Annotated in this window: 23 protein-coding genes; 6 read left to right on the top strand and 17 right to left on the bottom strand. The window is 67.8% G+C overall.

The features are described 5' to 3' along the window. Position 1: 1 nt before the first annotated feature. On the bottom strand, positions 2 to 1267 hold the full coding sequence (locus ACE3RQ_RS15385) for an acyl-CoA dehydrogenase family protein (protein WP_374522927.1): 1266 nt from the start codon (positions 1265 to 1267) through the stop codon (positions 2 to 4). Between the two features lie 31 nt (positions 1268 to 1298). Further along, the gene (locus ACE3RQ_RS15380) at positions 1299 to 2408 is read right to left on the bottom strand and encodes a phosphotransferase family protein (protein WP_374522926.1); all 1110 of its coding nucleotides are present in this window, start codon (positions 2406 to 2408) and stop codon (positions 1299 to 1301) included. Positions 2409 to 2580: 172 nt separating this feature from the next. On the opposite strand from ACE3RQ_RS15380, the gene ACE3RQ_RS15375 reads away from it, so the two are divergent. After that, the gene (locus ACE3RQ_RS15375; protein ID WP_374522925.1) at positions 2581 to 3816 is read left to right on the top strand and encodes a 3-hydroxyacyl-CoA dehydrogenase NAD-binding domain-containing protein; all 1236 of its coding nucleotides are present in this window, start codon (positions 2581 to 2583) and stop codon (positions 3814 to 3816) included. 62 nt (positions 3817 to 3878) lie between these two features. On the opposite strand, the gene ACE3RQ_RS15370 is transcribed toward ACE3RQ_RS15375, so the two are convergent. Genes ACE3RQ_RS15370 through ACE3RQ_RS15355 form a run of 4 tightly spaced genes read right to left on the bottom strand, consistent with a single transcriptional unit; the run spans position 3879 to position 7806 of the window. Beyond that, on the bottom strand, positions 3879 to 5432 hold the full coding sequence (locus tag ACE3RQ_RS15370) for an FAD-binding oxidoreductase (protein WP_374522924.1): 1554 nt from the start codon (positions 5430 to 5432) through the stop codon (positions 3879 to 3881). 16 nt (positions 5433 to 5448) lie between these two features. Next, the gene (locus tag ACE3RQ_RS15365) at positions 5449 to 5979 is read right to left on the bottom strand and encodes a hypothetical protein (RefSeq protein WP_374522923.1); all 531 of its coding nucleotides are present in this window, start codon (positions 5977 to 5979) and stop codon (positions 5449 to 5451) included. A gap of 14 nt (positions 5980 to 5993) precedes the next feature. Then, positions 5994 to 6305 (bottom strand): cytochrome c, encoded by a 312-nt coding sequence (locus ACE3RQ_RS15360; protein ID WP_374522922.1) that lies wholly within the window; start codon positions 6303 to 6305, stop codon positions 5994 to 5996. Positions 6306 to 6354: 49 nt separating this feature from the next. Beyond that, entirely contained in the window at positions 6355 to 7806 is a 1452-nt protein-coding gene (locus tag ACE3RQ_RS15355; protein WP_374522921.1) for an aldehyde dehydrogenase, read from the bottom strand. 270 nt (positions 7807 to 8076) lie between these two features. On the opposite strand from ACE3RQ_RS15355, the gene ACE3RQ_RS15350 reads away from it, so the two are divergent. Beyond that, positions 8077 to 9846, top strand: a complete 1770-nt coding sequence (locus ACE3RQ_RS15350; RefSeq protein ID WP_374522920.1) for a sigma 54-interacting transcriptional regulator — start codon at positions 8077 to 8079, stop codon at positions 9844 to 9846. Positions 9847 to 9897: 51 nt separating this feature from the next. Here ACE3RQ_RS15350 and ACE3RQ_RS15345 read toward each other — a convergent pair whose 3' ends face one another. The 7 genes from ACE3RQ_RS15345 to ACE3RQ_RS15315 form a co-directional block, all read right to left on the bottom strand. Next, the gene (locus ACE3RQ_RS15345) at positions 9898 to 10659 is read right to left on the bottom strand and encodes an SDR family NAD(P)-dependent oxidoreductase (RefSeq protein WP_374522919.1); all 762 of its coding nucleotides are present in this window, start codon (positions 10657 to 10659) and stop codon (positions 9898 to 9900) included. 29 nt (positions 10660 to 10688) lie between these two features. Continuing rightward, positions 10689 to 11684, bottom strand: a complete 996-nt coding sequence (locus ACE3RQ_RS15340) for an acetamidase/formamidase family protein (RefSeq protein ID WP_374522918.1) — start codon at positions 11682 to 11684, stop codon at positions 10689 to 10691. Positions 11685 to 11740: 56 nt separating this feature from the next. Continuing rightward, positions 11741 to 12463, bottom strand: coding sequence for an urea ABC transporter ATP-binding subunit UrtE (urtE, locus tag ACE3RQ_RS15335; protein WP_374522917.1), 723 nt, complete (start codon positions 12461 to 12463; stop codon positions 11741 to 11743). Positions 12464 to 12468: 5 nt separating this feature from the next. Then, entirely contained in the window at positions 12469 to 13215 is a 747-nt protein-coding gene (gene urtD / locus ACE3RQ_RS15330) for an urea ABC transporter ATP-binding protein UrtD (protein ID WP_374522916.1), read from the bottom strand. Next, on the bottom strand, positions 13212 to 14297 hold the full coding sequence (gene urtC / locus ACE3RQ_RS15325) for an urea ABC transporter permease subunit UrtC (RefSeq protein ID WP_374522915.1): 1086 nt from the start codon (positions 14295 to 14297) through the stop codon (positions 13212 to 13214). The genes urtD and urtC overlap by 4 nt, the downstream gene beginning before the upstream one ends. A 3-nt stretch (positions 14298 to 14300) precedes the next feature. Then, positions 14301 to 15953 (bottom strand): urea ABC transporter permease subunit UrtB, encoded by a 1653-nt coding sequence (gene urtB, locus ACE3RQ_RS15320; protein ID WP_374522914.1) that lies wholly within the window; start codon positions 15951 to 15953, stop codon positions 14301 to 14303. 73 nt (positions 15954 to 16026) lie between these two features. Further along, positions 16027 to 17277: an urea ABC transporter substrate-binding protein gene (locus ACE3RQ_RS15315; RefSeq protein ID WP_374522913.1), complete on the bottom strand. Its 1251-nt coding sequence runs from the start codon at positions 17275 to 17277 to the stop codon at positions 16027 to 16029. 348 nt (positions 17278 to 17625) lie between these two features. On the opposite strand from ACE3RQ_RS15315, the gene ACE3RQ_RS15310 reads away from it, so the two are divergent. Together ACE3RQ_RS15310 and ACE3RQ_RS15305 are read left to right on the top strand one after the other, a co-directional pair. Continuing rightward, entirely contained in the window at positions 17626 to 18801 is a 1176-nt protein-coding gene (locus tag ACE3RQ_RS15310; RefSeq protein ID WP_374522912.1) for a transporter substrate-binding domain-containing protein, read from the top strand. Further along, on the top strand, positions 18798 to 19400 hold the full coding sequence (locus ACE3RQ_RS15305; protein WP_374522911.1) for an ANTAR domain-containing response regulator: 603 nt from the start codon (positions 18798 to 18800) through the stop codon (positions 19398 to 19400). Before ACE3RQ_RS15310 ends, ACE3RQ_RS15305 begins: the two co-directional genes overlap by 4 nt. Positions 19401 to 19654: 254 nt before the next feature. Here ACE3RQ_RS15305 and ACE3RQ_RS15300 read toward each other — a convergent pair whose 3' ends face one another. Continuing rightward, complete coding sequence (locus ACE3RQ_RS15300; protein WP_374522910.1) at positions 19655 to 21175, bottom strand: CoA-acylating methylmalonate-semialdehyde dehydrogenase; 1521 nt, start codon at positions 21173 to 21175, stop codon at positions 19655 to 19657. Positions 21176 to 21308: 133 nt separating this feature from the next. Between ACE3RQ_RS15300 and ACE3RQ_RS15295 the strand changes: the two genes are divergently transcribed. Both ACE3RQ_RS15295 and ACE3RQ_RS15290 read left to right on the top strand, forming a co-directional pair. Further along, entirely contained in the window at positions 21309 to 22277 is a 969-nt protein-coding gene (locus tag ACE3RQ_RS15295; protein WP_374522909.1) for a LysR family transcriptional regulator, read from the top strand. Between the two features lie 231 nt (positions 22278 to 22508). Next, the gene (locus tag ACE3RQ_RS15290; RefSeq protein WP_374522908.1) at positions 22509 to 23474 is read left to right on the top strand and encodes a Bug family tripartite tricarboxylate transporter substrate binding protein; all 966 of its coding nucleotides are present in this window, start codon (positions 22509 to 22511) and stop codon (positions 23472 to 23474) included. 38 nt (positions 23475 to 23512) lie between these two features. Here the strand turns inward: ACE3RQ_RS15290 and ACE3RQ_RS15285 are convergent, their stop codons facing one another. The 3 genes from ACE3RQ_RS15285 to ACE3RQ_RS15275 form a co-directional block, all read right to left on the bottom strand. Further along, a complete protein-coding gene (locus ACE3RQ_RS15285; protein WP_374522907.1) occupies positions 23513 to 23746 on the bottom strand; it encodes a hypothetical protein in 234 nt (77 codons plus the stop codon). A gap of 196 nt (positions 23747 to 23942) precedes the next feature. Continuing rightward, on the bottom strand, positions 23943 to 25379 hold the full coding sequence (locus tag ACE3RQ_RS15280) for a sensor histidine kinase (RefSeq protein ID WP_374522906.1): 1437 nt from the start codon (positions 25377 to 25379) through the stop codon (positions 23943 to 23945). A gap of 1 nt (position 25380) precedes the next feature. Then, the gene (locus tag ACE3RQ_RS15275) at positions 25381 to 26064 is read right to left on the bottom strand and encodes a response regulator transcription factor (protein WP_374522905.1); all 684 of its coding nucleotides are present in this window, start codon (positions 26062 to 26064) and stop codon (positions 25381 to 25383) included. Positions 26065 to 26186: the final 122 nt, after the last annotated feature.

The raw sequence follows: 26186 nt of genomic DNA, 5'->3' as shown, positions 1-26186 counted from the left end.
TTTAGCAACCGCGGGTAACGGGTGAAGGGGTGGGCTTGCGCCGCAGGCCCAGGCGGGCGAGTTCCAGCTTGGCCAGGGCCTGGCGGTGCACTTCGTCGGGGCCGTCGGCCAGGCGCAGGGTGCGCTGGTCGGCATAGGCGTAGGCCAGGGGCGTGTCGCCCGACACGCCGGCGCCGCCCCAGGCCTGAATGGCCCAGTCGATCACCTGGCAGGCCATGGACGGGGCCACGATCTTGATCATGGCGATCTCGCCCTGCGCGGCCTTGTTGCCCACGGTGTCCATCATCCAGGCGGCTTTCATCGTCAGCAGGCGGGCCTGCTCGATCATGCAGCGCGCCTCGGCGATGCGCTCGTGCCACACGCCTTGCTCAGACAAGGCGCGCCCGAAGGTGTTGCGCACCGCCAGGCGCTCGCACATCAGTTCAAACGCCCGCTCGGCCGCGCCGATGGAGCGCATGCAGTGGTGAATGCGGCCCGGGCCCAGGCGACCTTGCGCGATCTCAAAACCGCGGCCTTCGCCCAGCAGGATGTTGCCCACCGGCACGCGCACGTTCTCCAGCAGCACCTCCATGTGGCCCAGCGGCGGGTGCTCGTAGCCAAACACCGTGAGGGGGCGCAGCACCTTCACCCCGGGCGTGTCGGCCGGCACCACCACCATCGACTGCTGCTGGTGGCGCGGCGCGTCGGGGTCGGTCTTGCCCATCACGATGAACACCTTGCAGCGGCGGCTACCGGCGCCAGACGACCACCACTTGCGGCCGTTGATGACGTACTCGTCGCCCTCGCGGCGAATCGAGCACTGGATGTTGGTCGCGTCGGACGAGGCCACGGCGGGCTCGGTCATGAGGAAGGCCGAGCGAATCTCGCCTTCCAGCAGCGGCTCCAGCCAGCGTTCTTTCAGCTCCTCGCTGGCGTAGCGCTCCAGCGTTTCCATGTTGCCGGTGTCGGGTGCCGAGCAGTTGAACACCTCGCTGGCCCATGGCACGCGGCCCATGATTTCGCACAACTGCGCGTATTCCAGGTTGGAGAGGCCTTGCGGCACCCGGGGCGAGTGCGGCAGGAACAGGTTCCACAACCCCTGTTCGCGCGCCACGCCCTTCAGGCGCTCGACCGTGGGGCACACGGTCCAGCCTTCGGGCGAGTCCCAGCGCTGGGCGTGCGCCTCTTGCCACACCTGGGCCTCGTTGGGGTAGATGTGCTCCGCCATGAAGCGGGTGAGTTGTTCGCGCAGGGATCGCGCACGGTCGGTGTCGGGGAAGAAGCTCATGGGCAGGGTCTGGTGGGAAGTGGTCGGGTTGTCATGGGCGGAAGTCGGGCTGCTGGCCTTGGGCTATCGCCCATCCCCAGCCGGCCACGGCGGGGGCCAGGTCGGCGATCTGGCGGGCGGTGGCGTTGGCGGCGGTGCCGGCGCGCTCGCGCTGGCCGATGCCTTGCAGGATGGCGGCCAGCCGGAACAGGTTGAAGGCCAGGTAGAAGGGCCAGCCCAGTCCCAACGCTGCCGGGTCGCGGCCGCTGTGGCGGCAATAGGCCGCCAGGTACTCGCTCTCGCTGGGGATGCCCAGGGCGGGCAGGTTCAGGTCGGCCAGGCCGCGCAGGATGCCGGCCGGCATGTGCCAGGCCAGGGCGTTGTAGGCCAGGTCGCCCAGGGGGTGGCCCAGGGTGGAGAGTTCCCAGTCGAGCACGGCCACCACCTCGGGGCGTTCGGGGTGGAACATGAGGTTTTCCATGCGGAAGTCCCCGTGGGTGATGCAGGTGGGCGCCTCGCCGTCGGCCTCGGCCGGAATGTGCGCGGGCAGCCAGTCCATCAACCGTTCCATGGCCGGCACTGGCCGCTCGCGGGTGGCCTGGTACTGCTGGGACCAGCGGCGCACGAGGCGACTGAAATAGCCCTCATGGCGGCCGAAGTCCAGCAGGCCGCGCTCGCGCCAGTCCACCCGGTGCAGGGCAGCCAGGGTGCGGGCGGCGGCGTCGTAGTAGGCGGCGCGAGCGTCGGTGGCGACGCCGGGCAGGGCGGGGTCGGCGAACACGCGGCCCGGCACGAAGTCCATCACGTAGAAGGCCACGCCAATCACGGCCTCGTCTTCGCACAGGGCTTGCACGCGCGGCACTGGTACGTCTGTGTCTTCCAAGGCGCGCAGCACCCGGTACTCGCGCTCGATGGCGTGGGCCGATGGCAGCAACTGGGCGGCTGGCGCCGGCTTGGCGCGCAAGACCCATTGCCGCGAACCGCCCTGAAGCCGCCACGACGGATTCGACTGGCCGCCGGCCATGCGCTGGGCCACCAGTTCGCCGTTGGCGGGCAGCAGGCCCTGGGTGCTCATCCAGGCGGTCAGTGTGTCAAGCCTGCCCGCGACATCGCCCGCGGGGGCTGTCGCTCGGGTGGTGGTGGGGGCAATGTCGGTGTCCATGGCGAATAATTGTCCGACCAAAAATCTCGCCGTTGCGCTAGAGGAAACCCTGATCTGTCCGGCATAAAGCCGTCTTGATAATGAAAGTTATCGTTTATTGCGCTACTTGCCCCGTGGAAAACGCTTTTCTGGCAGTTTTGGCCCGACAATTTTTTGAGAAGGGTGGTTTTAAATGTCCGACAATCGCATGCGTTGCGCGCCAGACCAAAGACTGGCCGACGCCTACCTGTGCCAGGCGCGCGAAGCCGCCGAGACTGGCGCCGAGTGGCCATCGCCTTCACTGGCCTCGCCGGTTCGTCGCCTGGCGGTGGTGGGAGCGGGCACGATGGGGCAGGGCATCGCGCTGTGCGCGCTGGCGGCCGGTCTAGAGGTGCGGTGGCTGGACAAGTCGCCCCAGGCCCTGGAGCGCGGCCTGCAGCGCCTGCGCCAAAGCCTGGAGCAGGCCGTGGCCCGTGGCCGCCTGGCGGCTACCGCCCGCGACGAGCGCCTGGCCCGGCTGCACCCCACCACCGAGGTGAGCGAACTGAGCGACGTGGACGCCGCGATTGAGGCGGTCTTTGAAGACGTGGCCGTGAAGCAGGCCGTGATGGCGCAGTTGCACGCGGTGTGTCCCGCACACGCGCTGTTCATCAGCAACACCTCCACGCTGGACATCGACGCGCTGGCGCAGGGCTGCGGGCGCGAGGGGCAGGTGTTGGGCATGCACTTCCTCACCCCGGCGCACGTGACGCCGCTGGTGGAGGTCGTGCGCGGCCGTGCCACGGCCCACGCCACCCTGGCCACGGCGCGTGCGCTGGCCCAGGCCCTGGGCAAGCTGCCGGTGCTGGCGGGCAACGCCTGGGGCTTCATTGGCAACCGCATGTTCGAGGGCTACCTGCGCGAGGTGGATGCCCTTCAGCTAGAAGGCACGCCGGCCGAGCGCATCGACCAGGCGCTGGAGGCCTTTGGCTTTGCCTTGGGCCCTTGTCGCACCCTGGACATGGCGGGCACCGATCTGGTGAGCCAGGTGCTGGCCGCGCGGGCGCTGCAGTTCCCCCATGCACCGGCTTACCGCCGCGTCACGCGGCGCCTGGCCGAGCTGGGGCGCTTTGGCCACAAGAGTGGCCGCGGGCATTACCTGTACGAAGGGCGCACGGCCCGGGCCGACCCTGACCTGGCGCGCGTGTGCGCCGAAGAGGCGCAGGCCCTGGGCATTGCGCAAAAACCTTGCGCCAGCGACGAGGAGATCGTGGCGCGTTGCGTGGGGCCGCTGGTGCAGGAGGGCCGAGCCCTGCTGGCCGAGGGCATGGCCTGCCGGGCCAGCGACATTGATCTGGTGTGGGTGCTGGGCTATGGCTTTCCCGCCGCGCGGGGAGGGCCCATGCACATGGCCGCAGTGGTGGATGGGACTACTTTGAGCGCTGCCTGAGGGCGCTCAGGCAGCGCTCAGGCCGGCCCCGCGCGGGGCCGGCCCAAGGGGTGCCGATCAGATCAGATGCGGATGCCCGACTTGCCCGGGGCGAGGATGCCGTTGGGGTCGAGGGCGCGCTTGATCTTGCGCTCCACGTCGCGCTTGACCGGGCCGTAGCTCTGCGCCACGCGTTCCTGGAAGGCGGTGTTCACGCGGTACACGGCGTAGCCTTCCTTCTCGAACTCGTCCAGCAGTTCGTGGAAGCAGGCGTTGGCGCGCTGGGTCTCTTCGGGGTTGTTGCGGTCGTACAGCACGTCAATGACGTGGTGCATGTCGCGCCAGCCCACGATGAACTCGCCCACGTAGTCCAGGCCGTGCTTGTTCAGGATCTTCTTGGCCAGGGCGTACTGCTTGTCGCACTCGCTGCCACGGGCCTGGCTCACGGGGGCGAACCACATCGAGCCACCGCCCCCACGCCAGTTGTACAGGCCAAACTCTTGCAGGTTGGGCACGCCCGACATGAGCTGCGAGCGGTACTTGAAGGGCTGGGTGTTGCCGGCCTCTTCCTGCGTGACGATCTTGCCCTTGCCAGCGCGCTTGATGGTTTCGGTGACGATCTTCCAGTTCACGTCCACCTGCTCTTGCGTGCCGTAGAGCGCGCAGTACACGTTCCAGGCGCCCAGGTGCTTGTCCTTGCGGATCTGCTTGACCACCGCATCCGGCGTGGCGCCCGGGGTGGTGAGGTAGTCGGAGCGGCGCACGCCACAGGTGGCGGCTTCCCAGAGCGTGCCGGCGATCACCACCGAGTTGGGGATGATGTTGGCGATGCGCAGGGGGCGCAGCATCTCCACGATTTCGTTGATGTCGGCGTCGTTCTCGAACTTGATCTCGAAGGGCTTGAACACCGGGGGCTTGGGCATGAGCCAGAAGCCCATCTTCGTGCAGATGCCGTAGTTCGACTGGGTGAACATGCCGTCCAGGGTGGGGCCGTAACCCCACTTGAACACCTGCCAGGCCTTGTCGCCCTTCACGCCGCCCATGCCGGTGCGCAGCACGTCGCCGTTGGCCAGCACCACTTCCATGCCGCACTGCATCATGAAGTGCTCGCCATAGGGGGTGTAGCCCACGCCACGGTCCATGGTGTTGCCCAGCGGGCCGGCGATGGCCGAGGGCGCCGAGAACGAGAGCATCAGCGGTAGCTTGTTCTCTTCGATGTAGTCGTACAGCATCTGGTACGTCACACCGGGCTCCACCAGGGCGGTGCACAGCTCGGGGTCGATGTGCAGGATCTTGTTCATCTTCTTCAAGTCCAGCACGATCTGCCCGCGCTCCACCGGCGCGGCCGAGCCGTAGCCGAAGTTGCGGCCGGTGGAGATGGTCCACACCGGGATCTTGTACTCGTTGCAGATCTTCACCACGGCCTGCACCTGCTCCACCGAGGTGGCGGTCACCACGGCAGAGGGCGTGTGCTTCTCGGCGTCCACCGCCATCATCACCTTGGTGTAGGGGCGCAGGTGCTCTTCAGAGGTGAGCACCTGGTCTTGGCCCAGGGCGGCCTTGAACTTGGCCACGGCCGCGTCAAAGCGGGCTTCGCTCAGGCCCTTGGGCAGGGCCAGGTATTTGCTTTTCTTCATGGGAATGGTCTCCGGTTCAGATGACGCAGCGCAGGGACACGCAGCTGAGGGCGCCGTTGCCTTGAGGTGCCTGGGGCAGCGGGCGGTCGCTCATGAGGGATTGGCCCAGGGCTTGCGCCCAGGCGGCGGCATCACTGCCTGGGGCCACTTGGTGGTGCTGCACCGACAGCACCTGCGCGCCCGCCGAGCGCAGCAGGTCCAGCACCAGCACGGCTGAGGCGTCGTCCAGCAGGCCCACCAGCAGGCCGGGCTCGCCGTCGTTGAGCTGGGCGTTGAGCTGCTGGTACAGGCCCGCGTCAAGCTGGCTGAGTTGGTGCGTGGCCGTGGCGCCGTGGCCGGGCAGGGCGCTGTTCACGCCGGCCAGGAAGGCGCCGTCAAGCGCGCTGCCGCTCACCAGGGTGGACACAGCCAGGGCCGGTGCGCCAGCGGCGGTGGGGGCATCGCCCGTGGCCCAGAGCGAGCGGGCCCACGAAGGCGTGGACACCAGCAGGCCGGCGGCCATCAGGCCCTTGAGCACGTCGCGGCGGTCAGAGCTTGGGGTGGTCATGTGCGTGGCCTCCTTCACTTGCCCGCGGGCGCTTTGGAGGTGGACAGGTACTGCGCCAGTTCTTTCAGGGTGGCGTCGTCGATGTCCGTCACGCGGAAGGCGGGCATGGGGCCGCTGCCGTGGCGCACGAAGTACTGGAAGGCCTCGGGCGGCAGGCCGCGGCCCAGCAGCACCGGGCCGATGCCGGCCTCGTGGCACTTGGCGCAGACCTTTTGGTAGAAGGTCTGGCCGGCGGTGATGGTCTGCTGGGCGCTGGCCAGGCCGGCGTGGCCGGCCAGCCAGGCCGTGGCAATGGCCAGGCCCAGGCGGGTAGAGGGGGATTTCACGTGTTGGCTCCTCGTTGTCGTGGTGGGGGAAGCGGTGTGGCGCCCGCCCTCAGAAGGGGTAGTGGCGCGGGGTGGTCTGCAGGGTGATCCAGCGCAGCTCGGTGAAGGCGTCGATACCGGCCTTGCCGCCGAAGCGGCCGTAGCCCGAGCCCTTCACGCCGCCAAAGGGCATCTGGGCTTCGTCGTGTACGGTGGGGCCGTTGACGTGGCAGATACCCGATTCGATGCGCTTGGCCACTTCAAAGGCGCGGCCCGAGTCGCGGCCGAACACCGCGGCGGCCAGGCCGTATTCGTTGTCGTTGGCGCAGTCGATGGCGGCTTGCACGCCCGACACGCGCACGATGCCCTTCACCGGCCCGAAAGACTCGTCGCGGTAAATGCGCATCTCGGGCGTCACGTGGTCGAGCAGGGTGGCCGGCACCAGCGTGTTCTCGGCCTTGCCGCCGCACAGGAGCTTGGCGCCCTTGGCCAGCGCGTCGTCGATCAGGTCGTTGCAGCGCTGCACGGTGTTCATGTCCACCACCGAGCCCAGCACCACCGGGCCCTGGCGCGGGTCGCCCAGGGGCAGGTTGCGCACCTTGGCGGTGAGCTTCTGCACGAATTCGTCGGCGATCTTCTCGTCCACGATGATTCGCTCGGTGCTCATGCAGATCTGGCCCGAGTTCATGAACGAGCCAAAGGCGGCGGCGTCCACGGCGGCGTCGATGTCGGCGTCGTCCAGGATCACCAGCGGCGCCTTGCCGCCCAGCTCCAGCACCACCGGCTTGAGGTACTTGGCGCAGGTCTGCGCAATGATCTTGCCCACCTTGGTGGAGCCGGTGAAGTTCACGCGGCGCACGGCCGGGTGGGCCACCATGGCCTCCACCACGGCGCCGGCGTCGGCCGGGGCGTTGGTGATGTAGTTCACCACGCCAGCCGGGAAGCCTGCTTCCTGCAGCGCCTCGATGATCAGGCTATGCGTGCGGGGGCACAGCTCAGAGCCCTTCAGGATGACGGTGTTGCCGCAGGCCAGGGCGGTGGAGATGGCGCGCACGGCCAGGATCACCGGGGCGTTCCAGGGCGCGATGCCCAGCACCACGCCGGCGGGCTGGCGCACGGCCATGGCCAGGCTGCCCGGCACGTTGGACGGAATCACCTCACCCGCGATCTGCGTGGTCAGCGCGGCGGCTTCTTGCAGCATGCCGGCGGCCAGGTGCACGTTGAAGCCGGCCCAGATGGCCGATGCCCCGGTTTCCTGCGCCATGGCCTCGGTGAAGGCCTGGGCCTTGGCTTCCAGCGCCTGGGCGGCTTTCAGCAGCAGGCCGCGACGCTCGCCCGGCCCCATGGCCGCCCAGGCGGTGAAGGCCTGGCCGGCGGCGTCGGCGGCGGCGATGGCGTCGGCCACGGTGGCGGCGGGGGCCGTGGTGGCCACGCTGCCGTCCAACGGGTTTTGCCGGGTGAACGTGGCGCCATTGGCTGCCGCCACCGCTTTGCCGTTGATCAGCAGGGAAATCGAATGCATTGTCGTCCTTCGTTGTTCGGAAAAGGGCGGCATGGATGTCCCTGCTGCGCGTGCAGCGGGTGGTCCAGCCCGAGGCAAAAACGGCGCGGCTCGGCGCGCCGACGGCAGGGTTTGCAACCCCTGTGCCAAAGAAGTGACCCCAAAAAAACCGTGACAAATCAGTGACTTGGCGGCGGCGTTCAGGGTTATCCCCGAGTGGAAACCGTGGAAATTGATCAATAACTTATGATCAAAAGTTAATCAAAATACCCGTCGTTTGACGCCACGGCCATGACAACCCCTCCCGTTCCCGACACGGTGTCGCTCGCCGAACTGCGCCAGCACCGCGCGCGGGTGCGCACCAGCGCCGACCTGGACGAAGGCGCCAGCCCCACCTTGCGAGAGCTGGCCGAGAGCCTGGCCTTCTCGCCGGGCGATGGCCGCATCTGGCTGAACGACCAGCGCATGCTGTTGTGGCGCTCGTCCACCTACGGGGCCATGCGGCGCGAACTGGTGGCCCGGCTGGGCCAGGAAGGGGCGCGCTCGCTGCTCACCCGCGTGGGCTACATGGCCGGCGCGCGCGACGCCGAGATGGTTCGCCGCACCTGGCCCGACAGCGACCCGGCCAACACCTTCGACGCCGGGCCGCGCCTGCACGGGCTGGAGGGCATCGTGCGGCCCGAGACCGTGGCCTTTCAGTTCGACATTGCCCGCGGCGACTTCTACGCCGAGTACCTGTGGCACGACTCGTCCGAAGACGATGAGCACATTGCCGCCTTCGACATTGGCTCCGACCCGGCCTGCTGGATGCAGGTGGGCTACGCCAGCGGTTACGCCAGTGCCTTCATGGGCAAGCTCATCATCTTTCGCGAGGTGGCCTGTCGCTCCATGGGCGATGAGGTCTGCCGCGTGGTGGGGCGCCCGGCCGACCAATGGGACGACCCCGAGCTGGACCAGCACCATTTCCTGCCCGACCACTCGGCGCGCCAGGTGGGGCGCAGCGTGGCCCCGCAAATCTCAGAGGTCAGCCGCCCGCTGGACGACGACAGCCGCTTCCCCGACGGCGAACTCATTGGCATTTCCGCCAGCTTCAGCGCGGCGCGGCACCTGATCGAGCGCGTGGCCTCCACCAGCGCCACCGTGCTGTTCACCGGGCCATCGGGCGCGGGCAAAGAGCTGTTCGCGCAGACGCTGCACCGCATCAGCCCGCGCGCCCAGGCGCCATTCGTGGCCCTCAACTGCGCGGCCATTCCCGACACGCTGATCGAATCCGAGCTGTTCGGCGTGGAGCGCGGTGCCTTCACCGGTGCCACCACCTCGCGCCCCGGGCGCTTCGAGCGCGCCAACGGCGGCACGCTGTTCCTGGACGAAATCGCCTCGCTCTCGTTCGCGGCCCAGGGCAAGCTGCTGCGCGCCCTGCAAGAGCGGCGCATCGAGCGCGTGGGCTCGGTGCGCGAAACCACGGTGGACGTGCGCGTGGTGGCCGCCACCAACGTGGACCTGCGCGACGAGGTGGCCGCCGGGCGCTTTCGCGAAGACCTTTACTTCCGCCTCAATGTGTTCCCCATTCACCTGCCGCCGCTGAAAGAGCGGCGAGACGACATTCCGCTGCTGATGGAGGCCTTTCTGCGCCGCTACCGCCAGCAGCACCAGCGCCAGGTGCCGGGCTTCACGCCACGCGCCGTGCGCGCCCTGCTGCAGTACGACTTTCCGGGCAACATCCGCGAGCTGCAGAACCTGGTGGAGCGAGGCGTGATCCTGGCCGGGCAAGACGAGCCCATCGACGTGCACCACCTGTTTCGCAGTGGCGAGGTGCAAGGCCAGATGCCCCTGGGCCTGGGCGAGGGCGGGCGGCTCACCACCACCCGCCAGCCGGCCACCAGCCCGAGTGATGGCGCGGGCGAAGGCGCGGGAAGGCGGCCTTCAAAAAACCGGCAAGAGGCGCAGCAGTACCGCAACGCGCTGGTGGCCAGCCGCTACAACGTGGCCGAGGCCGCGCGGCAACTCGGGCTCACGCGGGCGCAGTTGGCCTACCGCCTCAAGCGGCTGGGGCTGGACTGAGCGGCTGCACCTCTCAGGTCTTGCCGGTGCCCGAGGGGTGCAGGGGGCGCGTCACAGCTGAACGCCCCGCGTGAGCGCGCCGTCCACCACCAGGTTGGTGCCGGTGATGAAGCTCGCCGCCGGGCTGGCCAGGAACACGGCCGCGTTGGCCATTTCTTGCGGCGTGCCCATGCGCCCGGTGGGGTTGAGTGCCAGGGCCTCGGCAAAGAGTTGGGGGTTGCCGGTTTCGATCTGGCTCCAGACGCCCCCGGGAAAGTAGGTGTTGCCGGGCGAGACGGTGTTGGCGCGGATGCCCTTGCCCGCCAGGTGAAAGGCCAGGCCCTGGGTGTAGTGCACGATGGCCGCCTTGAAGGCGCCATAGGGGCCCGAGGCAAAGTCGATCTCGCGCGCCGAGACGCTGGCGATCGTGACCACGGCCGGGTGCGCGCTGTGCGCCAGCGTAGGCAGGGCCGCTTCCACCAGGCGCACCGTGCCCATCAGGTCCACCTCGAAGCCGGTGCGCCATGCGGCCTCGTCGTTGGCGATGGCCAGCGCGCTCACGTTGGCCACCACGATGTCGATGCCGCCGAGTGCCACGGCCATGTCAGCCACCCAGGCGCTGAGCGCGGGGCCGTCGCCCACGTCCACGGGGCGGCCGATCGCGACGCCACCTTTGGCTTGCAGTTCGGCTTGCGCCTGCGCCACCTCGCCAGCGTTGCGCGCACAGAATGCCACCGATGTGCCCTCGGCCAGCAGCGTCTCGACGATGGCGCGCCCGATGCCTTTGGTGCCGCCGGTGACGACCGCCTTGAGGCCCTTGAGTTTCAAGTCCATGGGGGTTCTCTCCTGTCGGGGGCGGCGGGTCAGGCGAAGTCGGCGAGGTACTTCTTTTCCACGCCAGCGGCCACGGTGTACTTGGGGTCGACGAAGTTGCCCAGGCGCACCTTGCCGCACTGGCTGAGCATCATGTAGGCGTCCCATTGGTCGTAGCCGTACTCGGCGGCCATCCACAGCACCAGTTCCCGGTAGGCAATGCGCGTGGCGTCTTCCAGGGGGCGCGCGCTGCCAATCGCCATGATCTTGTCCTCGGTTTCCAACCGGGGCCAGTCGATCTCCCAAGCCTTGATGAGGTCCACGTGAATGGTGGTGCGGCTGGCGTACTCCACCGCCGTGCCGCACACCTCGCCGTCGCCCTGGCAGGCGTGGGCATCGCCAATGAAGAGCCGCGCGCCCGGCGAGCGAACCGGCAGGTAGGTGATGCTGCCCGGGCCCATGTCGGGCACGTCCATGTTGCCGCCGTGGTTGTCGGGCGTGAGCGAGTTGATGGAGTCGATCTCGGGCGACAGGCTCAGGGTGCCGATGTGCGGGCGGTAGGGCAGGGTGACGCGGCGGCTCCAGTACACGCCTTCTTCGTCGAGGTCGATCTTGCGGGTGATCTCGGGTAGCGGCTCGTTGAGTAGGGCGGTGAAGTCGGTGGCCGCCAGGCCGCCGAAGCGCGGAATCAGGCAGCAGGTGCCGCGCGGGTTGGCGCCGCGGGGCAGCATGGATTCGATGTAGACGGCCACCACATCGCCCTTCTCGGCGCCGTCGATCATGATGGGCCCGCTTTGCGGGTTCAGGAAGGGCACGCGCAGCTTCTGGCTGGGCAGGTCTTGCTCGGTCTGGATCTTGCCGTCGAAGGCGTCGCGGGTGTCCACCACGATGCGGTCGCCCGGGGCCACCTGCATCACCGGCTGCGAGTACGGGCCGATGGTGTAGTGAAAGGTGCCTTGGCGGGCCTCGCTGAGTTCATGGGTCTGCCCCACCTGGCCGCGCGCGACGCCTCGCTTGTGCATGATCGATTGTTTGAGCCAGTCCATGGTTTCTCCTTGCTGTGGTTGGGGTTGGGGTTGGGGATGTCGGTCGCCCGAAGGGCTCAGACCGAAATAAGGGATCGGATGTCGGTGCTCGCCATTTGGTGGCTTTCGCCGGCGGCCACCACCTGCCCGCGCACGAGCACGGTGAAGTGGTCGGCCACCGACTCGGCGAAGTCCACGTACTGCTCCACCAGCAAGATGGAGAGTTGGCCCTTGAGCGAGGCAATCACGGCCTGTATCTCTTGCACGATCGATGGCTGAATGCCCTCGGTGGGCTCGTCCAGGATGAGCAGGCTGGGCTGGGTCAGCAGGGCGCGGCCGATGGCGAGTTGCTGTTGCTGGCCGCCAGAGAGGTTGCCGGCAAGGCGGTGGCCCATGGTCTTGAGCACGGGAAACAGGTTGATCACGTCCTCGTGGGTGTGGCGTGGCAGCCGGGTATTGGCCGCATTGCCCACGCGAGGCCGCCGCCCGGCGGTGAACTCGCCCACCATCAGGTTCTCGCGCACGGTGAGTTCGGGAAACACCTCGCGGCCTTGTGGCACGTAGCCCATGCCGGCCTGGGCGCGGGCCTCGGGGGTCCAGTGGGCCACGTCCTGCCCGTTGAACGCCACCTGGCCCGAGCGAATCGGCAGCAAACCCATGAGGCAGCGCAGCAGCGTGGTTTTGCCCACCCCGTTCCGACCGAGCAGCACGGTGCAGCCACCGTCGGCCACGTGCAGGTTCACCTGGCGCAGCACGTGGCTGCTGCCGTAGTACTGGTTGAGTCCTTCAATCGTGAGCATGCTTGTCACCTTCCGAGATAGACCTGAATGACCTTCGGGTTGGCGCGCACGGCCTGCATCGAGCCCTCGCCCAGCAGGCGCCCCTCGTGCAGCACGCTCACCAGATCGGCCACGTGCTCGACGAACTCCATGTCGTGCTCCACCACCACGATGGCGCGCTGCGGCGAGCGCAGCGAGGCGATCAGCTCGACAGTGCGCTCGGTCTCGGCTTCGGTCATGCCGGCCACGGGCTCGTCGAGCAGCAGGACCTTGGGGTCGGCGACCAGCAGCATGCCGATCTCCAGCCATTGCTTCTGGCCGTGCGACAGCTCGCCGGCCAGGCGCTGGCGCTGGTCTTGCAGCCCGATGGTGGTGGTCACCTCGTCGATGCGCTGGCGCTGCGCCAGGCTCAGCCGCGAGCGCACCATGTCGCTCCAGCCCAGGCCACGGCGCACCGCGAGTTCGAGGTTCTGCACCACCGGCAAGGCCTCGAAAACGCTGGGCTTCTGGAACTTGCGGCCAACGCCGCCACGGGCGATGTCGGCCTCGCTTAGGGCGGCCAGGTCGAGCGTGCGGTCCAGAAACACCTCGCCGGCCACTGGTCGGGTCTTGCCCGTGATGACGTCCATCAGCGTGGTCTTGCCGGCGCCATTGGGGCCGATCAGGGCACGGGTTTCGCCGTAGCGGATCTCCAGCGTCAGGTCGGTGATGGCGGCGAAGCCACCGAAGCGCACGCTGAGGCCGTTGATGTAGAGCGCGGTGCTGGCGGTCATGCGGCTGCCCTCGCGGTGCGCCACTGCTGCCAGCCACCCCATAACCCGTTTCGCAAGGCCACGGTGATGAGCAAGGTGATGCCGGCCAGCACGAATGGCCACAGGCTGGGAATTTCGGCGCTCAGCCAGAACTTCAGGCAACTGATGATGGCCGCCCCCAGGACCGCGCCTGTCAAGGTGCCGCGCCCGCCGATGGCCACCCACACCGCGATCTCCACCGACAGCATGGGCGACACGATGCCGGGGTTGATGATGCCCACCTGGGGCACGTAGAGCATGCCGGCCAGGGCCGCCACGGCGCACGACAGGCACCACGCGGCCAGCTTGATGCGATCGGTGCGGTAACCCAGGAAGCGCAGCCGCGCCTCGTCGTCGCGCACCGCCACCATGGCTTGCCCAAAGCCCGATTGCGCCAGCCAGCGCAGCAGGAAGAACACCCCTGCCAGGACCAGCGCCGAGAGGCTGGCCAGCCCCACTTGCGTCGATTCGCGGGCCAGCTCGAAGCCGCCGAGCAGGGTGAAGCCGGTGAGGCCGTTGTTGCCGCCCAGGCCCAGGTCGTTGTTGAAGAGCAGCAGCATCAAGGCGTAGGTGAGGGCCTGGGTGATGATCGAGAAGTACACCCCGTTGATGCGCGAGCGAAACGCCGCCAGGCCCACCACGCCGCCCACGATCACCGCTATCAGCAGCCCCAGCAGCAGCGCCACCGGCAGCGAGGCAAAGGGTTGGAGCGCGGCGGGGAAGCTGGTCCAGCCCATGAACTGCATGAAGTCGGGCAGCACCTGCGTGTCGGCGTAGGCTGCGTTGAGCAGGTGAAAGCCCATCACGTAGCCGCCAATGCCAAAGAAGATGCCGTGTCCCAGGCTGAGCACCCCGAGCAGGCCCCAGACAAAGTCCAGGGCCAGGGCCAGCAGCGCGAAACACAGCACCTGCCCAATCAGGTTCACCACGAACAGCGACAGGTGCAGCGGATGCCCGGCCGCAAAGAGGGAGTTGGCCAGCGGCAGCAGCGCTGCCAGCAGCAACAGCGGCAAGGCCAGGCCCATAGAGCCCGCTTGGGCAAGAAGGGGAATCGGCGTTCTCATGGTTCAGCTCCGGGTCTTGAGCGCAAACAGCCCCTGCGGCCGTCGCTGGATGATCAACACGATGAGCAGCAGCACGGCCACCTTGGCCGCCACCGCGCCGTAGAAAGGCTCGATCAACTGGTTGACCTCGCCCAGCATCAGCGACGAGACCGCTGTGCCCACCAGGCTGCCCGCCCCGCCCAGCACCACCACCATGAAGGCATCGACCACAAAGCTGGTGCCCATGGAGGGGTTCACGCTGGCGATCTGTGTCAGCACCACGCCGGCCAGCCCGGCCAGGCCGCTGCCCAGGCCGAAGGCCAGGCGGTCAATGGTGGGCGCGGGCAGGCCCAGGGCCCGCGCGGTATCGCGCCGCTGGGTGGTGGCGCGAATCAGCAGGCCAAAGCGGGTGTGGCGGATCAGCCCATAGGTGGCGCCAAAGATGGCCAGCGCCAACGCAATGGCGAACACCCGGTTCCAGGTGATGAAGAAGCCGGCCGAGACCTGCACGCCACCTTGCAGGAACGACGGCGTGATGAACTCGACGTTCTGTGAACCAAACACGATCTGCACCAGCTTGATGAGCGCGATGCTCACCGCCCAGGTGGCCAGCAAGGTTTCCAGCGGCCGCTTGTAGAGGTGGCGGATCACGGTCATCTCCAGCACGATGCCGATCAGCCCGCACACCACGAAGGCGAATGGAATGGCTAGGAAGACATAGGCATCGAACCAGCCCGGTGCGTAGGCTTGCAGCCACTTCTCCACCACGAAGGTGGCGTAGGCGCCGAGCATGATGAACTCGCCGTGTGCCAGGTTGATCACGCCCAGCAGCCCGAACACGATGGACAGCCCCAGCGCCGTGATGAGCAGCACCCCCGCGTAGCTCAGGCCGCTGAAGGCAATGGAGCCGATCTGGCCCAGCTTCAGTGCCCGGTCGATGCCCGCCAGCGCTTGCACCAGGGCCTCGCGCTCCGGCCCGTCCATGGCGGGGTTGGCCTCCAGGTGGTTGCTCAAAAGGGTGCGCGTGGCTTCGCTGGGGGCATTGGTCAACGCGCGAATGGCGTCGATGCGGTCTTGCGCGTTGTCACTGGCCAGTTGCCGCTTGGCCAGCGCCAGCTCCAGCGTCGCCACCACCTCGGGGTCGCTGGCCTTGGCCAGTGCCTGGCGCACCAGGGGCTCGTTGATTTGCGCGTAAGCCTGGCTGATGCGTTGGGCGGCGGCCCGCCGGGTGCCCACGTCGGGGCTGAACAGTTCGGCCTCGGCTTGCGAGGTTTTGAGCAGGCGCGCCAGCACCAGGCTGGGCACCATGGGCAACTCGTCCACCGCCTCGCTCACCGCTTGCAGGGTGGCGGCATCCACGTGCCCATCGGCGCGCTTGAACACTGGGCCTCCCTGTTCGCGGCACACCAGCGCCACATCGGCCAGCCCCTTCAGCAAGGCCTGACCCCAGGCCGCGTCTTCGGCCGACGAGCCCACCACCGCCTGCACCACCCGGTCCAGCGTGGCGCGATAGGCCGCCGGCTGGGTGCACAGCGCCACCACCAAGGCCCGGCGCTCGTCGGTGGGCAGCGCCGCCTGAGCCGGCAGCAGGTGACAGCACAGGCTGAGCAGCCACACGTGCCGCAGCCAGCGCCGCCAAAGCCCATGCCCTTGCAATCGAACAGAAACAGATGCCATCAATTCACCCCGCAGTCATGCCTGGCCGACGTGCGTTGCACGTCGGCCCCAAACCGGCCACTGGCCGGACCCATCAGCCCTTGATGAAGGGGCTGTAGGGAACGGGTTTGACGATGTCCTTCGACTTCCAGAGGATGTCGAAGCCCTGCTTGGCGTTGATCGAGCCGATCATGGTGCCGCGCCACAGGTATTGGTTGCTGGCGTCCATGCGGGCGGTGTAGCCCGCGGGGTCGACTACCGTCATGCCTGCCATGGCCTTTCGCACGGCGGCCGGTTCGAACGACTTGGCCTTGGTGGCGGCCTGTGCCCACAACTGAATGCCCATGACGGTGCTCACCATCGGGTCGATCACCATGTCGGGGCGGTGCTTGAGCTGCTTGGCCTTCACGTAGTTGGCCCAGTCGGTCTTGAGCTGGCGGTTGGCCGGCGTGTCGATGTTCTGGAAGTAGCACCAGCAGCTCAGGTGGCCCACCAGCGGGGTGGTGTCCAGACCTTCCAGGTCGCTGTCCACCACGTCCAGGCCAAGGATCGGGATGTCGGTGGCGCGAATGCCCTGGTTGATCGCCTCTTTGAACAGGGCGGGGATCGAGTCGCCCACCACGGTCAGCACCACGATGGCCTGGCCGCCTGGCTGGGCGGCAAAGGCCTTGATCTCGCGCACGATCGACTGGAAGTTCGAGTGGCTGAAAGGCACGTACTGCTCGCGGATCGCGCTGTCCGGCACGCCTTTGGTCTTGAGGTAGCCCTTGAGCATCTTGTTGATGGTGCGCGGCCACACGTAGTCGCTGCCCAGCATGAAGAAGCGCTTGGCCTCGCCGCCCTGGGGCGTCATGAGGTACTCCACTGCTGGCAGCACCGAGCTGCTGGGCGGCGAGTTCAGGTACACCACGTTCTTCGATTGCTCTTCGCCCTCGAAGTGCAGCGGGTAAAAGAGCAGGCTGTCATTGGCCTCCACCACTGGCAACACCGACTTGCGCGACACCGAGGTCCAGCAACCGAAGAGCGCCGAGACCTTGTCGCTTAGGATCAACTGCTTGCTCATCTGGGCGTACATCGGCCAGTCGCTGGCCGGGTCCACCACCACACCTTCCACCTTGCGACCCAGCACGCCGCCCTTGGCGTTGAGCTGGTCAATGGTCATCAGCGAGATGTCCTTTAACAGCGACTCGTTGTTCGCCATGGCCCCCGATTGCGAAAACAGCAGGCCCAGTTTCACCGGGCCATTGCCCGCAGGCGTGGCGGCCAGCACACCCTGCGGCAGGCTGCCCGCCGATGCCGCTACCACACCCGAACCCACGGCCGACAGGAAATTGCGTCTTTTCATTGCATCACTCCGACTGAAGAAATTCGCCAATAAAAAAAGCCCGTACCCCTGTAGGGGGTCGGGCTCTTTTGCCGGTGCCGCTGTGGACGCCTTTGTCCGCAGCAACGTGTCTCGTGCGCTTGATGGTGGTGCGCGGTCGCGAGACTCTCATGGCTTTGCAAGGGGCGTGCCACCTTGTGCGCCGCCCGCCACCCGCAGGGCGATGGCGCACTTCTTGCGCAAGCAGCCCAATTGCTGGGGTTGGCTATGCACACGCTTGGCGCGGCCGCACCGGTTTGCTTCCTTCCCAGCGCTTGCGCGGCACCAAGGCGGTGCCAGGCGGCGCGCTGGCACACCAGGTCAATGCCCATGGAACCGATCGAAATTGGAGTCTTGTTTTCCTCCAGCGGCATCACTGCCGCGGTGGAGGAAACCCAGCGCCGCGCCGTGCTGCTGGCGGCAGACGAAATCAACGAAGCCGGTGGCGTGCTGGGGCGCGAGCTGGCGCCGGTGTGCGTCGACCCGGCCTCCTGTCCTCCACGCTATGGGCAGTTGAGCGAGCAGCTCATCTTCGAGCGCGGCATCCGCCTGTTCCTGGGTTGCTACATGTCCAGCGCCCGAAAGGCCGTGATCCCCTTGGTGGAGCGCCACGACGCGCTGCTGTTCTACGGGGCGGCCTACGAGGGCTTCGAGTTCAGTCGCAACGTGTTCTACGGGGGCGCCGCGCCCAACCAGAACATCCTGCCGCTGGCGGGCCACATGCTGGCGCGCCACGGCAGCCGCGTGGCCATGGTGGGCTCCGACTATGTCTGTCCCTACGAGGCCAACCGCGTGATGAGCGACCTCATCTACGAGCGCGGCGGCAGCAAGGCGCTGGAAATCTACCTGCCGCTGGACGCCACTGCGCCGGACTACCAGGCCGTAGCCGAGGCCATTCGACGCAGCGGGGCCGACTTCGTCTACTCCACGGTGGTGGGAGAGGGTATGGCCTTGTTGCACACGGCACTTGCCAAGGCCGGCCTGGATCGGCTGAAGACCCCCATCGCCAGCCACATGTGCTGCGAGGCCGACATCGAGGCCATGGGTGCCGACCTCGCGGAAGGCCTGATCACCTGCGCCAGCTACTTTGAGTCAGTGCAAACCGAAGCCAATCAGCAGGCCCTGCGGCGCTACCGCCAGCGTTTCGGCGCCGCCGCGCGCAGCAATGCCTGCTGGGAAGCGGCCTACGTGCAGACCCACTTGCTGGCCAAGGCCATCGCGGCCGCCGGCAGTGCCGAGCCCGCGCACATCGCGCGCGCCATGGCCGGGCTGAGCCTGCAAGCGCCGCAGGGTCTGATTCGGGTGGATGGGCACAACCACCACACGCACCTCAATGCCCGCATCGGGCGCTGCAATGCCCTTGGCAGCTTCGACATCCTGGCCCAGGCGCCCGAGCCAGTGACCGCCGATCCCTATGTGATGTCGCACGTGCCCCCCGACTGGGCGACTGTCACTGCGCCCGGCTCAGGTCACGCGGATGCACTGCTTGCCGTGGGGGCCCCATGACGCGACCCAACGTCAGCCAGACCATCCTCAAAGACATTCGCGCGCTGCGCTTGCTGGTGGTGCACCCGGATGACCGGGACCGGGAAGAACTGGTAGATCAACTGTCGCGCATCGGTTGCGTGTTTTCGTGCCAGTGGCCCCTGCTGGATGCGCCACCACCGGGCACCGACATGGTGTTGCTGGCGGTGCACCCCGACACGCTGTCTCAACCCTGTCCCTGGCTGGAGAAGCCCGGTGCCCCGCCCGTCATCCCCATCGTGGCGTTTGAAAACCCCATCACCCTTGCGGCCGTGCTGCACCTCGATGCCTTCACCACCATCGCCTCACCCGTGCGACCTGCAGGCGTGCTCACCGCCCTGGCGCTCACGCTGCACCAGAGCAAGCAGCGGCGCACACGCGAGCACTACATCCAGCGGCTGGAACAAAAGGCCGCGCACCAGCACCTCATCCAGAAGGCCACGCGTGCGCTCATGGACGCGCGCCGCCTGAAAGAAGACGAGGCCTACGAGTTGCTCCGCGAAAAGGCCATGCTGCAGCGCGAACCCATCGAGCAGGTGGCCCGCCAGATCATCAAGGCCACCGAGGCATTGGGCATCTGAGCGGAACCGCGCCGCACGCCAAGCCCCTCCGGGGCGAAGACCCCTATCGAGCGCCATCCCAAAACCCAGGGCCACCGCGGAACCGCCCTTCGACAAGCTCAGGCCGAGCCACCAGGCAGCCTGCCCCCACCCGGGGCTAAGACCCCGTCGAGCGCCAACCCCCAACCCAGGGCCACCGCGGAACCGGCTCCGCCGGGCCGCCAGGTGGCGTCCCCCCTCTGGGGGGAGGCGCCGCAGGCGCGCAGGGGGGCTTCTTACTTCGCCGTCGGCATCACGAACTCCGCGCCCTTGCCAATGCTCTCGGGCCAGCGCTGCATGATCGACTTTTGCTTGGTGTAGAAGCGCACGCCTTCTTCGCCGTAGGCGTGCATGTCGCCAAACAGGCTCTTCTTCCAGCCGCCGAAGCCGTGCCAGGCCATGGGCACGGGGATCGGCACGTTGATGCCGACCATGCCCACCTGGATGCGGCGGGCGAACTCGCGCGCCACGTTGCCATCGCGGGTGAAGCAGCTCACGCCGTTGCCGAACTCGTGGTCGTTGATGATCTGCACGGCCTGGCCGAAATCGGGCACGCGCACGCAGCTGAGCACCGGGCCGAAGATTTCTTCCTTGTAGATCTTCATGTCGGTGGTCACGTGGTCGAACAGCGTGCCGCCCAGCCAGAAGCCGTTGGCGCAGCCCTCGCCAGCCTGCTGGCCATCAAAGCCGCGGCCGTCCACCAGCAGTTGCGCGCCTTCCTTCTGGCCGGCGTCGATGTAGCCGCTGATGCGCTGGCGCGCGGCCTCGGTGACGATGGGGCCCATCTCGGCGGCCAGGTTGGTGCCGTTGAGCACCTTCAGCGCCTTGGTGCGCTCGATCAGCTTGGGCATGATCTTGTCGGCCACGTCGCCCACCAGCACCGCCACGCTGATGGCCATGCAGCGCTCACCGGCCGAGCCGTAGGCCGCGCCGATCAGGGCGTCCACCGCCTGATCGAGGTCGGCGTCGGGCATCACCACCATGTGGTTCTTGGCGCCGCCCAGGGCCTGCACGCGCTTGCCGTGGCGGGCGCCGGTTTCATAGATGTGGTTCGCAATGGGGGTGGAGCCCACGAAGCTGATGGCCTTCACGTCGGGGTGCTCCAGCAGCGCGTCCACGGCTTCCTTGTCGCCTTGCACCACGTTGAACACGCCGTCCGGCAGACCGGCCTTCTTCAGCAGATCGGCCATCAGCAGCGAGGGCGAGGGGTCCAGCGGGCTGGGCTTGAGCACAAAGGTGTTGCCCGCGGCAATGGCCACCGGGAACATCCACATGGGCACCATGACGGGGAAGTTGAAGGGGGTGATGCCGGCCACCACGCCCAGGGGCTGGCGCAGCGTCCAGTTGTCCATGCCGGTGGAGACCTGGTCGGTGAAGTCGCCCTTGAGCAATTGCGGAATGCCACAGGCGAATTCGATGATGTCGATGCCGCGCGCCACCTCGCCCTGCGCGTCGGTGAACACCTTGCCGTGCTCGGCGGTGATCAGGCGGGCCAGTTCGTCCTTGTGCTGGTTCACCAGTTCCAGGAACTTGAACATCACCCGGGCGCGGCGGATGGGCGGGGTGTCGGCCCAGGCCGGGAAGGCGGCTTGCGCGGCGGCCACGGCGGCGTTCACGTCGGCGGCGTTGGCCAGCGACACGCGGCCAGTGACGGCGCCGGTGGCGGGGTTGGTCACGTCTTGCGCGCGGCTGGACGAGCCGCTGGCCACCTGGCCGGCGATGTGGTGGGCAATGGCAACGGGAGCGGTCTGGGACATGGGCTTACCTATGGCGTTGAAGGGGGAGGGCGGCAGGAAATCTCGCCCTGGTGCCCGCAGTCTAGGAAAGCGGGGGCCTGCCGTACAGCCATGGCGCTTGAACTTGTTGTTCGCAATGGTGAACAATGGAGAGATGAACGAGAAAAAAGTCGAAACGCTGTGGTCGCACCTGCATTGGCTCACCGTGCTGGGCGAACACAAGAGCTTCACCACCGCCGCCGCGCGCCTGGGCGTGAGCAAGGCCGCCATGAGCCAGCACATCGCCGAGCTGGAGCGCGCCGCTGGCGTGGCCCTGGTGCAGCGCACCACCCGCAGCGTGCGCCTGACCGAGGCCGGTGAGCGGCTGGTGGACCAGACCCGGGGCTTGTTTGACGAGATCGGCCGCAGCTTTGCCGGCGTGCGCGACCTGGCCGCGGCCCCGCGCGGGCTGGTGCGCGTGACCGCGCCGGTGGCCTTTGGTCGGCAGCACCTGGTGCCGCGCCTGCCCGAGTTTCTGCGCGCGCACCCCGAGGTGCGGGTGGAGCTGGACCTGTCAGACCGACTGCGCTCCCTGGCACTGGAGGGCTACGACCTGGCCATCCGGCACACCAATTCGCCGCCCGAGACCCACGTGGCCCAGAAGCTGGCCGATACCCGGGCCGTGCTGGTGGCCAGCCGCGCCTACCTGCGCCGACGTGGTGCGCCGCAGGTGCCGCAAGACCTGCCAGCCCATGCCTGTCTGCACTACCCGCGGGCCGAGGGCGCGGCCACCTGGTCATTTGCGCCCGCGCCAAGCGGGGCGACCCAGGCCGCCCGGGGCGAGGCCCGGGCGGCCGATCCGGTGACGGTGGCGGTGACCGGGCCCCTGGCGGTGAACAACAGCGAGTGCCTGCGCGACGCCGCCGTGGCCGGCATGGGCATCGCCTTGTTGCCTGACTTCAGCGCCCAGTCGGCCCTGGCCGCTGACCGGCTGGTGGAGGTGCTTCCCGGCTGGCGTTCGGTGGGGGCGTTTGGCGATGCCTTGTACGCCATTCGGCCGTACTCAAGCCATGCGTCCAAGGCAGTGCAGGCCTTTGCCGCCTATCTGCGTGAGGCGTTCGCACAGGGGTTTTCGGCCGGGTAAGCCCGCTTGGGCCTGTCATTGGAAAGGGGAAGGTCAGGGTTTGTCCGGGTCGGATGGCACTCCGCTGCCATTGAGCCTGGGAAGAAGCAATCCTAGAATCAATGGACCAACCATTGAAAGGTCCATGAGATAGGCCTTTGGTTGGTGGCCCGAAGAGGCCTTGACGCGTTGGCCGACCAGGCGCTTGCCTGTCAGCCAGCGTTTGCCCATCCAATCCAGGAGACTTTCCCCATGGCCTTCGCCAAGCACGCCCTTGGGCTTGCCCTCGCCGCACTTGCCTTCGCCTCGCACGCCCAGGAGGCACCCTTCCCGAGCCAGCCCATCAAGCTGATCGTGCCCTTTACACCCGGCTCCAGTTCGGACGTGACGGCGCGAGCCATTGCACAAAAAATCGCAGGTCCCCTGGGGCAGCCCGTGGTGGTGGACAACCGCCCCGGTGCCAATGGCGGCATCGGCATGCAGGCCGTGGCGCGCAGCAAACCCGACGGTTACACCCTGGCTGTCAGCACGGGTTCCTCCACCGTGGTGCCGCTCATCATTTCCAAGAGCGTGCCCTTTGACCTGTTCAATGATTTCGTGCCCGTGGCCACCATGGCCAACACCCCGCTGCTGCTCACGGTGACCAGCGATTCGCCCTTCAACAGCGTGCAAGATCTGGTGGTCGCTGCGAAGAAGGCCCCCAAGACGCTCACCTACGGGAACTCGGCCGGCCTGTACCGCATCGCGATGGAGGCCTTCAACCACCAGGCCGGCGTTGATCTGCTGGGCATTCCCTTCAAAGGCCCCGCGCAGGCCGCCACCGAGTTGCTGGGCGGGCGCCTGAGCGTGAACCCCGATGCCCTGGGCGCGGCCGGCCCCATGTTGCAAGCCAAGCGCATGCGCGCCCTGGCGGTGATGGGCTCACAGCGAACCCCGGCGCTGCCTGATGTGCCCACCATGCAGGAACTGGGCTTCAAGAACTTTGCTTTCAATGGCTGGCTGGGCATTCTGGCGCCCGCCGGCACGCCAGCGCCCATCATCGAGCGCCTGCACAAAGAGATCGCCGCTGCCGTGCAGACGCCGGACATTCAAGCCCTCTACGGGCGCCTGGGCATGGAGCCCACGGTGCTGACCCCGCAGGCCTATGCCCGGGAAATGAAGTTGGATTTCGCCAGGTACAGCGAGGTGGCCAAGCAAGCTGGCATCGAGAAGGAGTGAGTGGCTGGCGGGCGGGCGCAGCCGTCCTGGACGTGCGCTCAGCCCTCCAAGTCTTGCACGGTCAGGCCGTACTCGTCCATGAGGGCCTTGATCTCTTCAATGGCGGCGGCTCGCTCGGCCACTTCGTCTCGCTCGGCGGCGGCAAAGAAGGCGCTGGCGCCGCGAATCAGTTCTTGAAAACGGTCATCGCCCAGGGGCGCTTGCCGAACGGGTTTTGGCCCCGCGGCATCTGGTTTGCGCCCGGGGCGGTAAGGCCGTGAATGGTCTCGCATGGTGTGGGCGCCGAGGGGTGGCGCGCATCGGTGGGTGGGGTGGGGTGGGGTGGGGTGGGGTTGCACCGCCTCTGGTGGGCAGTTGTGCGGGTGCCAATGGTAGTCTGCCCGGGGCCGCACTTGTCGCGGCCCCGGCGATGCCCGAATTCGCGGCGCTTGCCATGAGTTGCCGAGGCAACGGCCAAGCACGCGGCGTTCAGGCGTGGGGCTGTGGCGGCTGCCCTGCCTCCAGCGGCAGGCGCACCGTGGCCGTGAGGCCGACCACCTGCCCGTGCTGCACGCGATTGTCCAGCGCGATGTGGCCCTGCAGCGAGTGCACGATCTCTCGGCAGATGGCCAGGCCCAGGCCCGAGCCCGACTGGTCGGGGCTGCGCTGGTGGTCGGTGGCGAAGGGCTGGAACAGCCGCTCGCGCAGCGCAGGCGAGATGCCCTGGCCTTCGTCGCGGATGCAGAGCGTGGCCATGCCATGGGCGCACAGCAGGTCCACCTGTAGCCGTGAGCCTGGCGGCGCATGCTTCACCGCGTTGTGCAGCAGGTTGCGGCACAGCTCGCGCAAGGCCCATTCGTGGGCGCGCACGGGGGCGGGATGGGTATCGAGCGAGAAATCAAGCGATCGCTCGGCGATCAGGGCCGACAGGTCTAGCGCCACCGCGCGCAGCACCTCTGCCCAGTCTTGCGCCGTGGGTGGGTCGCCCTGGCGCAGTTGCTCGACCTTGGCCAGGGCCAGCATCTGGTTGGCCAGCTCGGTGGCGCGCTCCACCGTGTGGGCAATCTCTTCCAGTGCCTGGGCTGGGGGCACGTCACCGCGGCGGGCCGATTGAAGCTGTGTTTTCAGCACGGCCAGCGGTGTGCGCAGTTGGTGCGAGGTGTCGCGCACAAAACGTTTCTGGTGTTGCAGCAAATGGGCCAGGCGCTGCATGTGTTGGTTGGTGGCGTCCAGCAGGGGCAGCAGCTCGCGCGGCGCGCCTTCCACGGGCAGGGGCGAGAGGTCGTTCTCGCGGCGTTGCGCCAGCGCGCGGCTGAGTTCGCGCACGGGGCGGGTGGCCATTTGCACCACGAACACCACCACCAGGGCGATCACCAGCACCAGCACGGCCTGGCGCCACAGGGTGTCCGTGAGGATCTGGCGCGCCAGCGTCTGGCGCAGCTCCAGCGTCTCGGCCACCTGGATGGTGGCCATGCCTTGCTCGCTCACGCTGGCCACGGGCTGCAGCAGCACGGCCATGCGCACGGGCTCGCCCCGGTACACATCGTCGTAGAAGTTCACCAGCGCGGCGTAGAGGTTTTTCTGGGGGATGTCGGTGCGCCAGGGTGGCAAGTCGGCAAAGCCCGAGACCAGCTCGCCACGCAGGCCGCTGACGCGGTAGAACAGGCGGCTGCGGTTGTCGGCCTCGAACGCCTCCAGCGCCGAGTACACCAGGGTGGACTGGATGCGGCGCTCATCGCCCTTGCCGGCGATGGTGAGCTGCTCGCCCAGCGACTTGGCCGTGGCCAGCAGGGTGCGGTCGTAGGCGGCATCGGCGGCGGCCAACGCCTGGCGGTACAGCACCACGGTGTTGACGACGATGAAGCCGAACACCGGCAGCAGGATGCCCAGCAACAGGGTGCGGCGCAGCGAGGCCGGGTGCTTCATCTCAGGCCTCGGCCTTGAGCAGGTAGCCCAGGCCGCGCAGCGTCACGAGCCGGGCACCGGTGTGTGCAATCTTCTTGCGCAATCGGTAGGCCACCACCTCAATGGCCTCGGGCTGCACCTGGCTTTCGCCGGGAAAGACCAGGTCGAACAGGCGCTCTTTGGCGATGGCGTGGCCGGGCTTGCTCAGCAAGGCCTGCAGCATGGCCAACTCACGCGGGGCCAGCTCCAGGGGCTGGCCCTCGAAATAGACGGCGCCGCTGTCGCGGTCTACCTGCATGCCGCACCAGGCGGGGCTTTGCAGGGCCGAGGCCTCGCCGCCCGCCGGGCCCGAGCGACGCACCAGTGCACGCACCCGGGCTTCGAGTTCGTCCAGGTCAAAGGGCTTGGGCATGTAGTCGTCGGCACCTGTGTTCAGGCCCAGGATGCGGTCGCCCACCGTGCCGCGCGCGGTGATGACGATGACCGGTGTGCGCAGGCCTGCGGCGCGTGCCTGGCTCAGCACATCCAGCCCGTCCACGCCCGGCAGGCTCAGGTCCAGCAGCACGGCATCAGGCCGGCTGGCCTGCCACAGGGCCAGGGCCCGCTGGCCGTCTTCGCAGCTCACCACCTGGATGCCGCGACGCTCGAAACTGCGCCGCAGTGTGGTCTGCATGGTGGCGTTGTCTTCGATCAGCAGCAGCTTCATGGGGCGCGATTATGGCCACGCACGGCACCTGGGCGTCTGCCCCGTTCAGGGTTTGTCCCGAGCCGCCGGACAGCCAACTGACAGGCCCGCGCCAGAGCATCGGCTCGCCCGAACGCCACTGG

The sequence above is a fragment of the Hydrogenophaga sp. genome (assembly GCF_041913525.1).
Taxonomy (GTDB): Bacteria; Pseudomonadota; Gammaproteobacteria; order Burkholderiales; family Burkholderiaceae_C; genus Hydrogenophaga.
This window is presented reverse-complemented; position numbering and strand designations above follow the sequence as displayed.

Bases quoted from the DNA above. Each gene is read 5' to 3' on its own strand.
- ACE3RQ_RS15385 (WP_374522927.1), bottom strand. From the start codon at position 1,267: ATGAGCTTCTTCCCCGACACCGACCGTGCGCGATCCCTGCGCGAACAA.
- ACE3RQ_RS15380 (WP_374522926.1), bottom strand. From the start codon at position 2,408: ATGGACACCGACATTGCCCCCACCACCACCCGAGCGACAGCCCCCGCG.
- ACE3RQ_RS15375 (WP_374522925.1), top strand. From the start codon at position 2,581: ATGTCCGACAATCGCATGCGTTGCGCGCCAGACCAAAGACTGGCCGAC.
- ACE3RQ_RS15370 (WP_374522924.1), bottom strand. From the start codon at position 5,432: ATGAAGAAAAGCAAATACCTGGCCCTGCCCAAGGGCCTGAGCGAAGCC.
- ACE3RQ_RS15365 (WP_374522923.1), bottom strand. From the start codon at position 5,979: ATGACCACCCCAAGCTCTGACCGCCGCGACGTGCTCAAGGGCCTGATG.
- ACE3RQ_RS15355 (WP_374522921.1), bottom strand. From the start codon at position 7,806: ATGCATTCGATTTCCCTGCTGATCAACGGCAAAGCGGTGGCGGCAGCC.
- ACE3RQ_RS15350 (WP_374522920.1), top strand. From the start codon at position 8,077: ATGACAACCCCTCCCGTTCCCGACACGGTGTCGCTCGCCGAACTGCGC.
- ACE3RQ_RS15345 (WP_374522919.1), bottom strand. From the start codon at position 10,659: ATGGACTTGAAACTCAAGGGCCTCAAGGCGGTCGTCACCGGCGGCACC.
- ACE3RQ_RS15340 (WP_374522918.1), bottom strand. From the start codon at position 11,684: ATGGACTGGCTCAAACAATCGATCATGCACAAGCGAGGCGTCGCGCGC.
- urtE (WP_374522917.1), bottom strand. From the start codon at position 12,463: ATGCTCACGATTGAAGGACTCAACCAGTACTACGGCAGCAGCCACGTG.
- urtD (WP_374522916.1), bottom strand. From the start codon at position 13,215: ATGACCGCCAGCACCGCGCTCTACATCAACGGCCTCAGCGTGCGCTTC.
- urtC (WP_374522915.1), bottom strand. From the start codon at position 14,297: ATGAGAACGCCGATTCCCCTTCTTGCCCAAGCGGGCTCTATGGGCCTG.
- urtB (WP_374522914.1), bottom strand. From the start codon at position 15,953: ATGGCATCTGTTTCTGTTCGATTGCAAGGGCATGGGCTTTGGCGGCGC.
- ACE3RQ_RS15315 (WP_374522913.1), bottom strand. From the start codon at position 17,277: ATGAAAAGACGCAATTTCCTGTCGGCCGTGGGTTCGGGTGTGGTAGCG.
- ACE3RQ_RS15310 (WP_374522912.1), top strand. From the start codon at position 17,626: ATGGAACCGATCGAAATTGGAGTCTTGTTTTCCTCCAGCGGCATCACT.
- ACE3RQ_RS15305 (WP_374522911.1), top strand. From the start codon at position 18,798: ATGACGCGACCCAACGTCAGCCAGACCATCCTCAAAGACATTCGCGCG.
- ACE3RQ_RS15300 (WP_374522910.1), bottom strand. From the start codon at position 21,175: ATGTCCCAGACCGCTCCCGTTGCCATTGCCCACCACATCGCCGGCCAG.
- ACE3RQ_RS15295 (WP_374522909.1), top strand. From the start codon at position 21,309: ATGAACGAGAAAAAAGTCGAAACGCTGTGGTCGCACCTGCATTGGCTC.
- ACE3RQ_RS15290 (WP_374522908.1), top strand. From the start codon at position 22,509: ATGGCCTTCGCCAAGCACGCCCTTGGGCTTGCCCTCGCCGCACTTGCC.
- ACE3RQ_RS15285 (WP_374522907.1), bottom strand. From the start codon at position 23,746: ATGCGAGACCATTCACGGCCTTACCGCCCCGGGCGCAAACCAGATGCC.
- ACE3RQ_RS15280 (WP_374522906.1), bottom strand. From the start codon at position 25,379: ATGAAGCACCCGGCCTCGCTGCGCCGCACCCTGTTGCTGGGCATCCTG.
- ACE3RQ_RS15275 (WP_374522905.1), bottom strand. From the start codon at position 26,064: ATGAAGCTGCTGCTGATCGAAGACAACGCCACCATGCAGACCACACTG.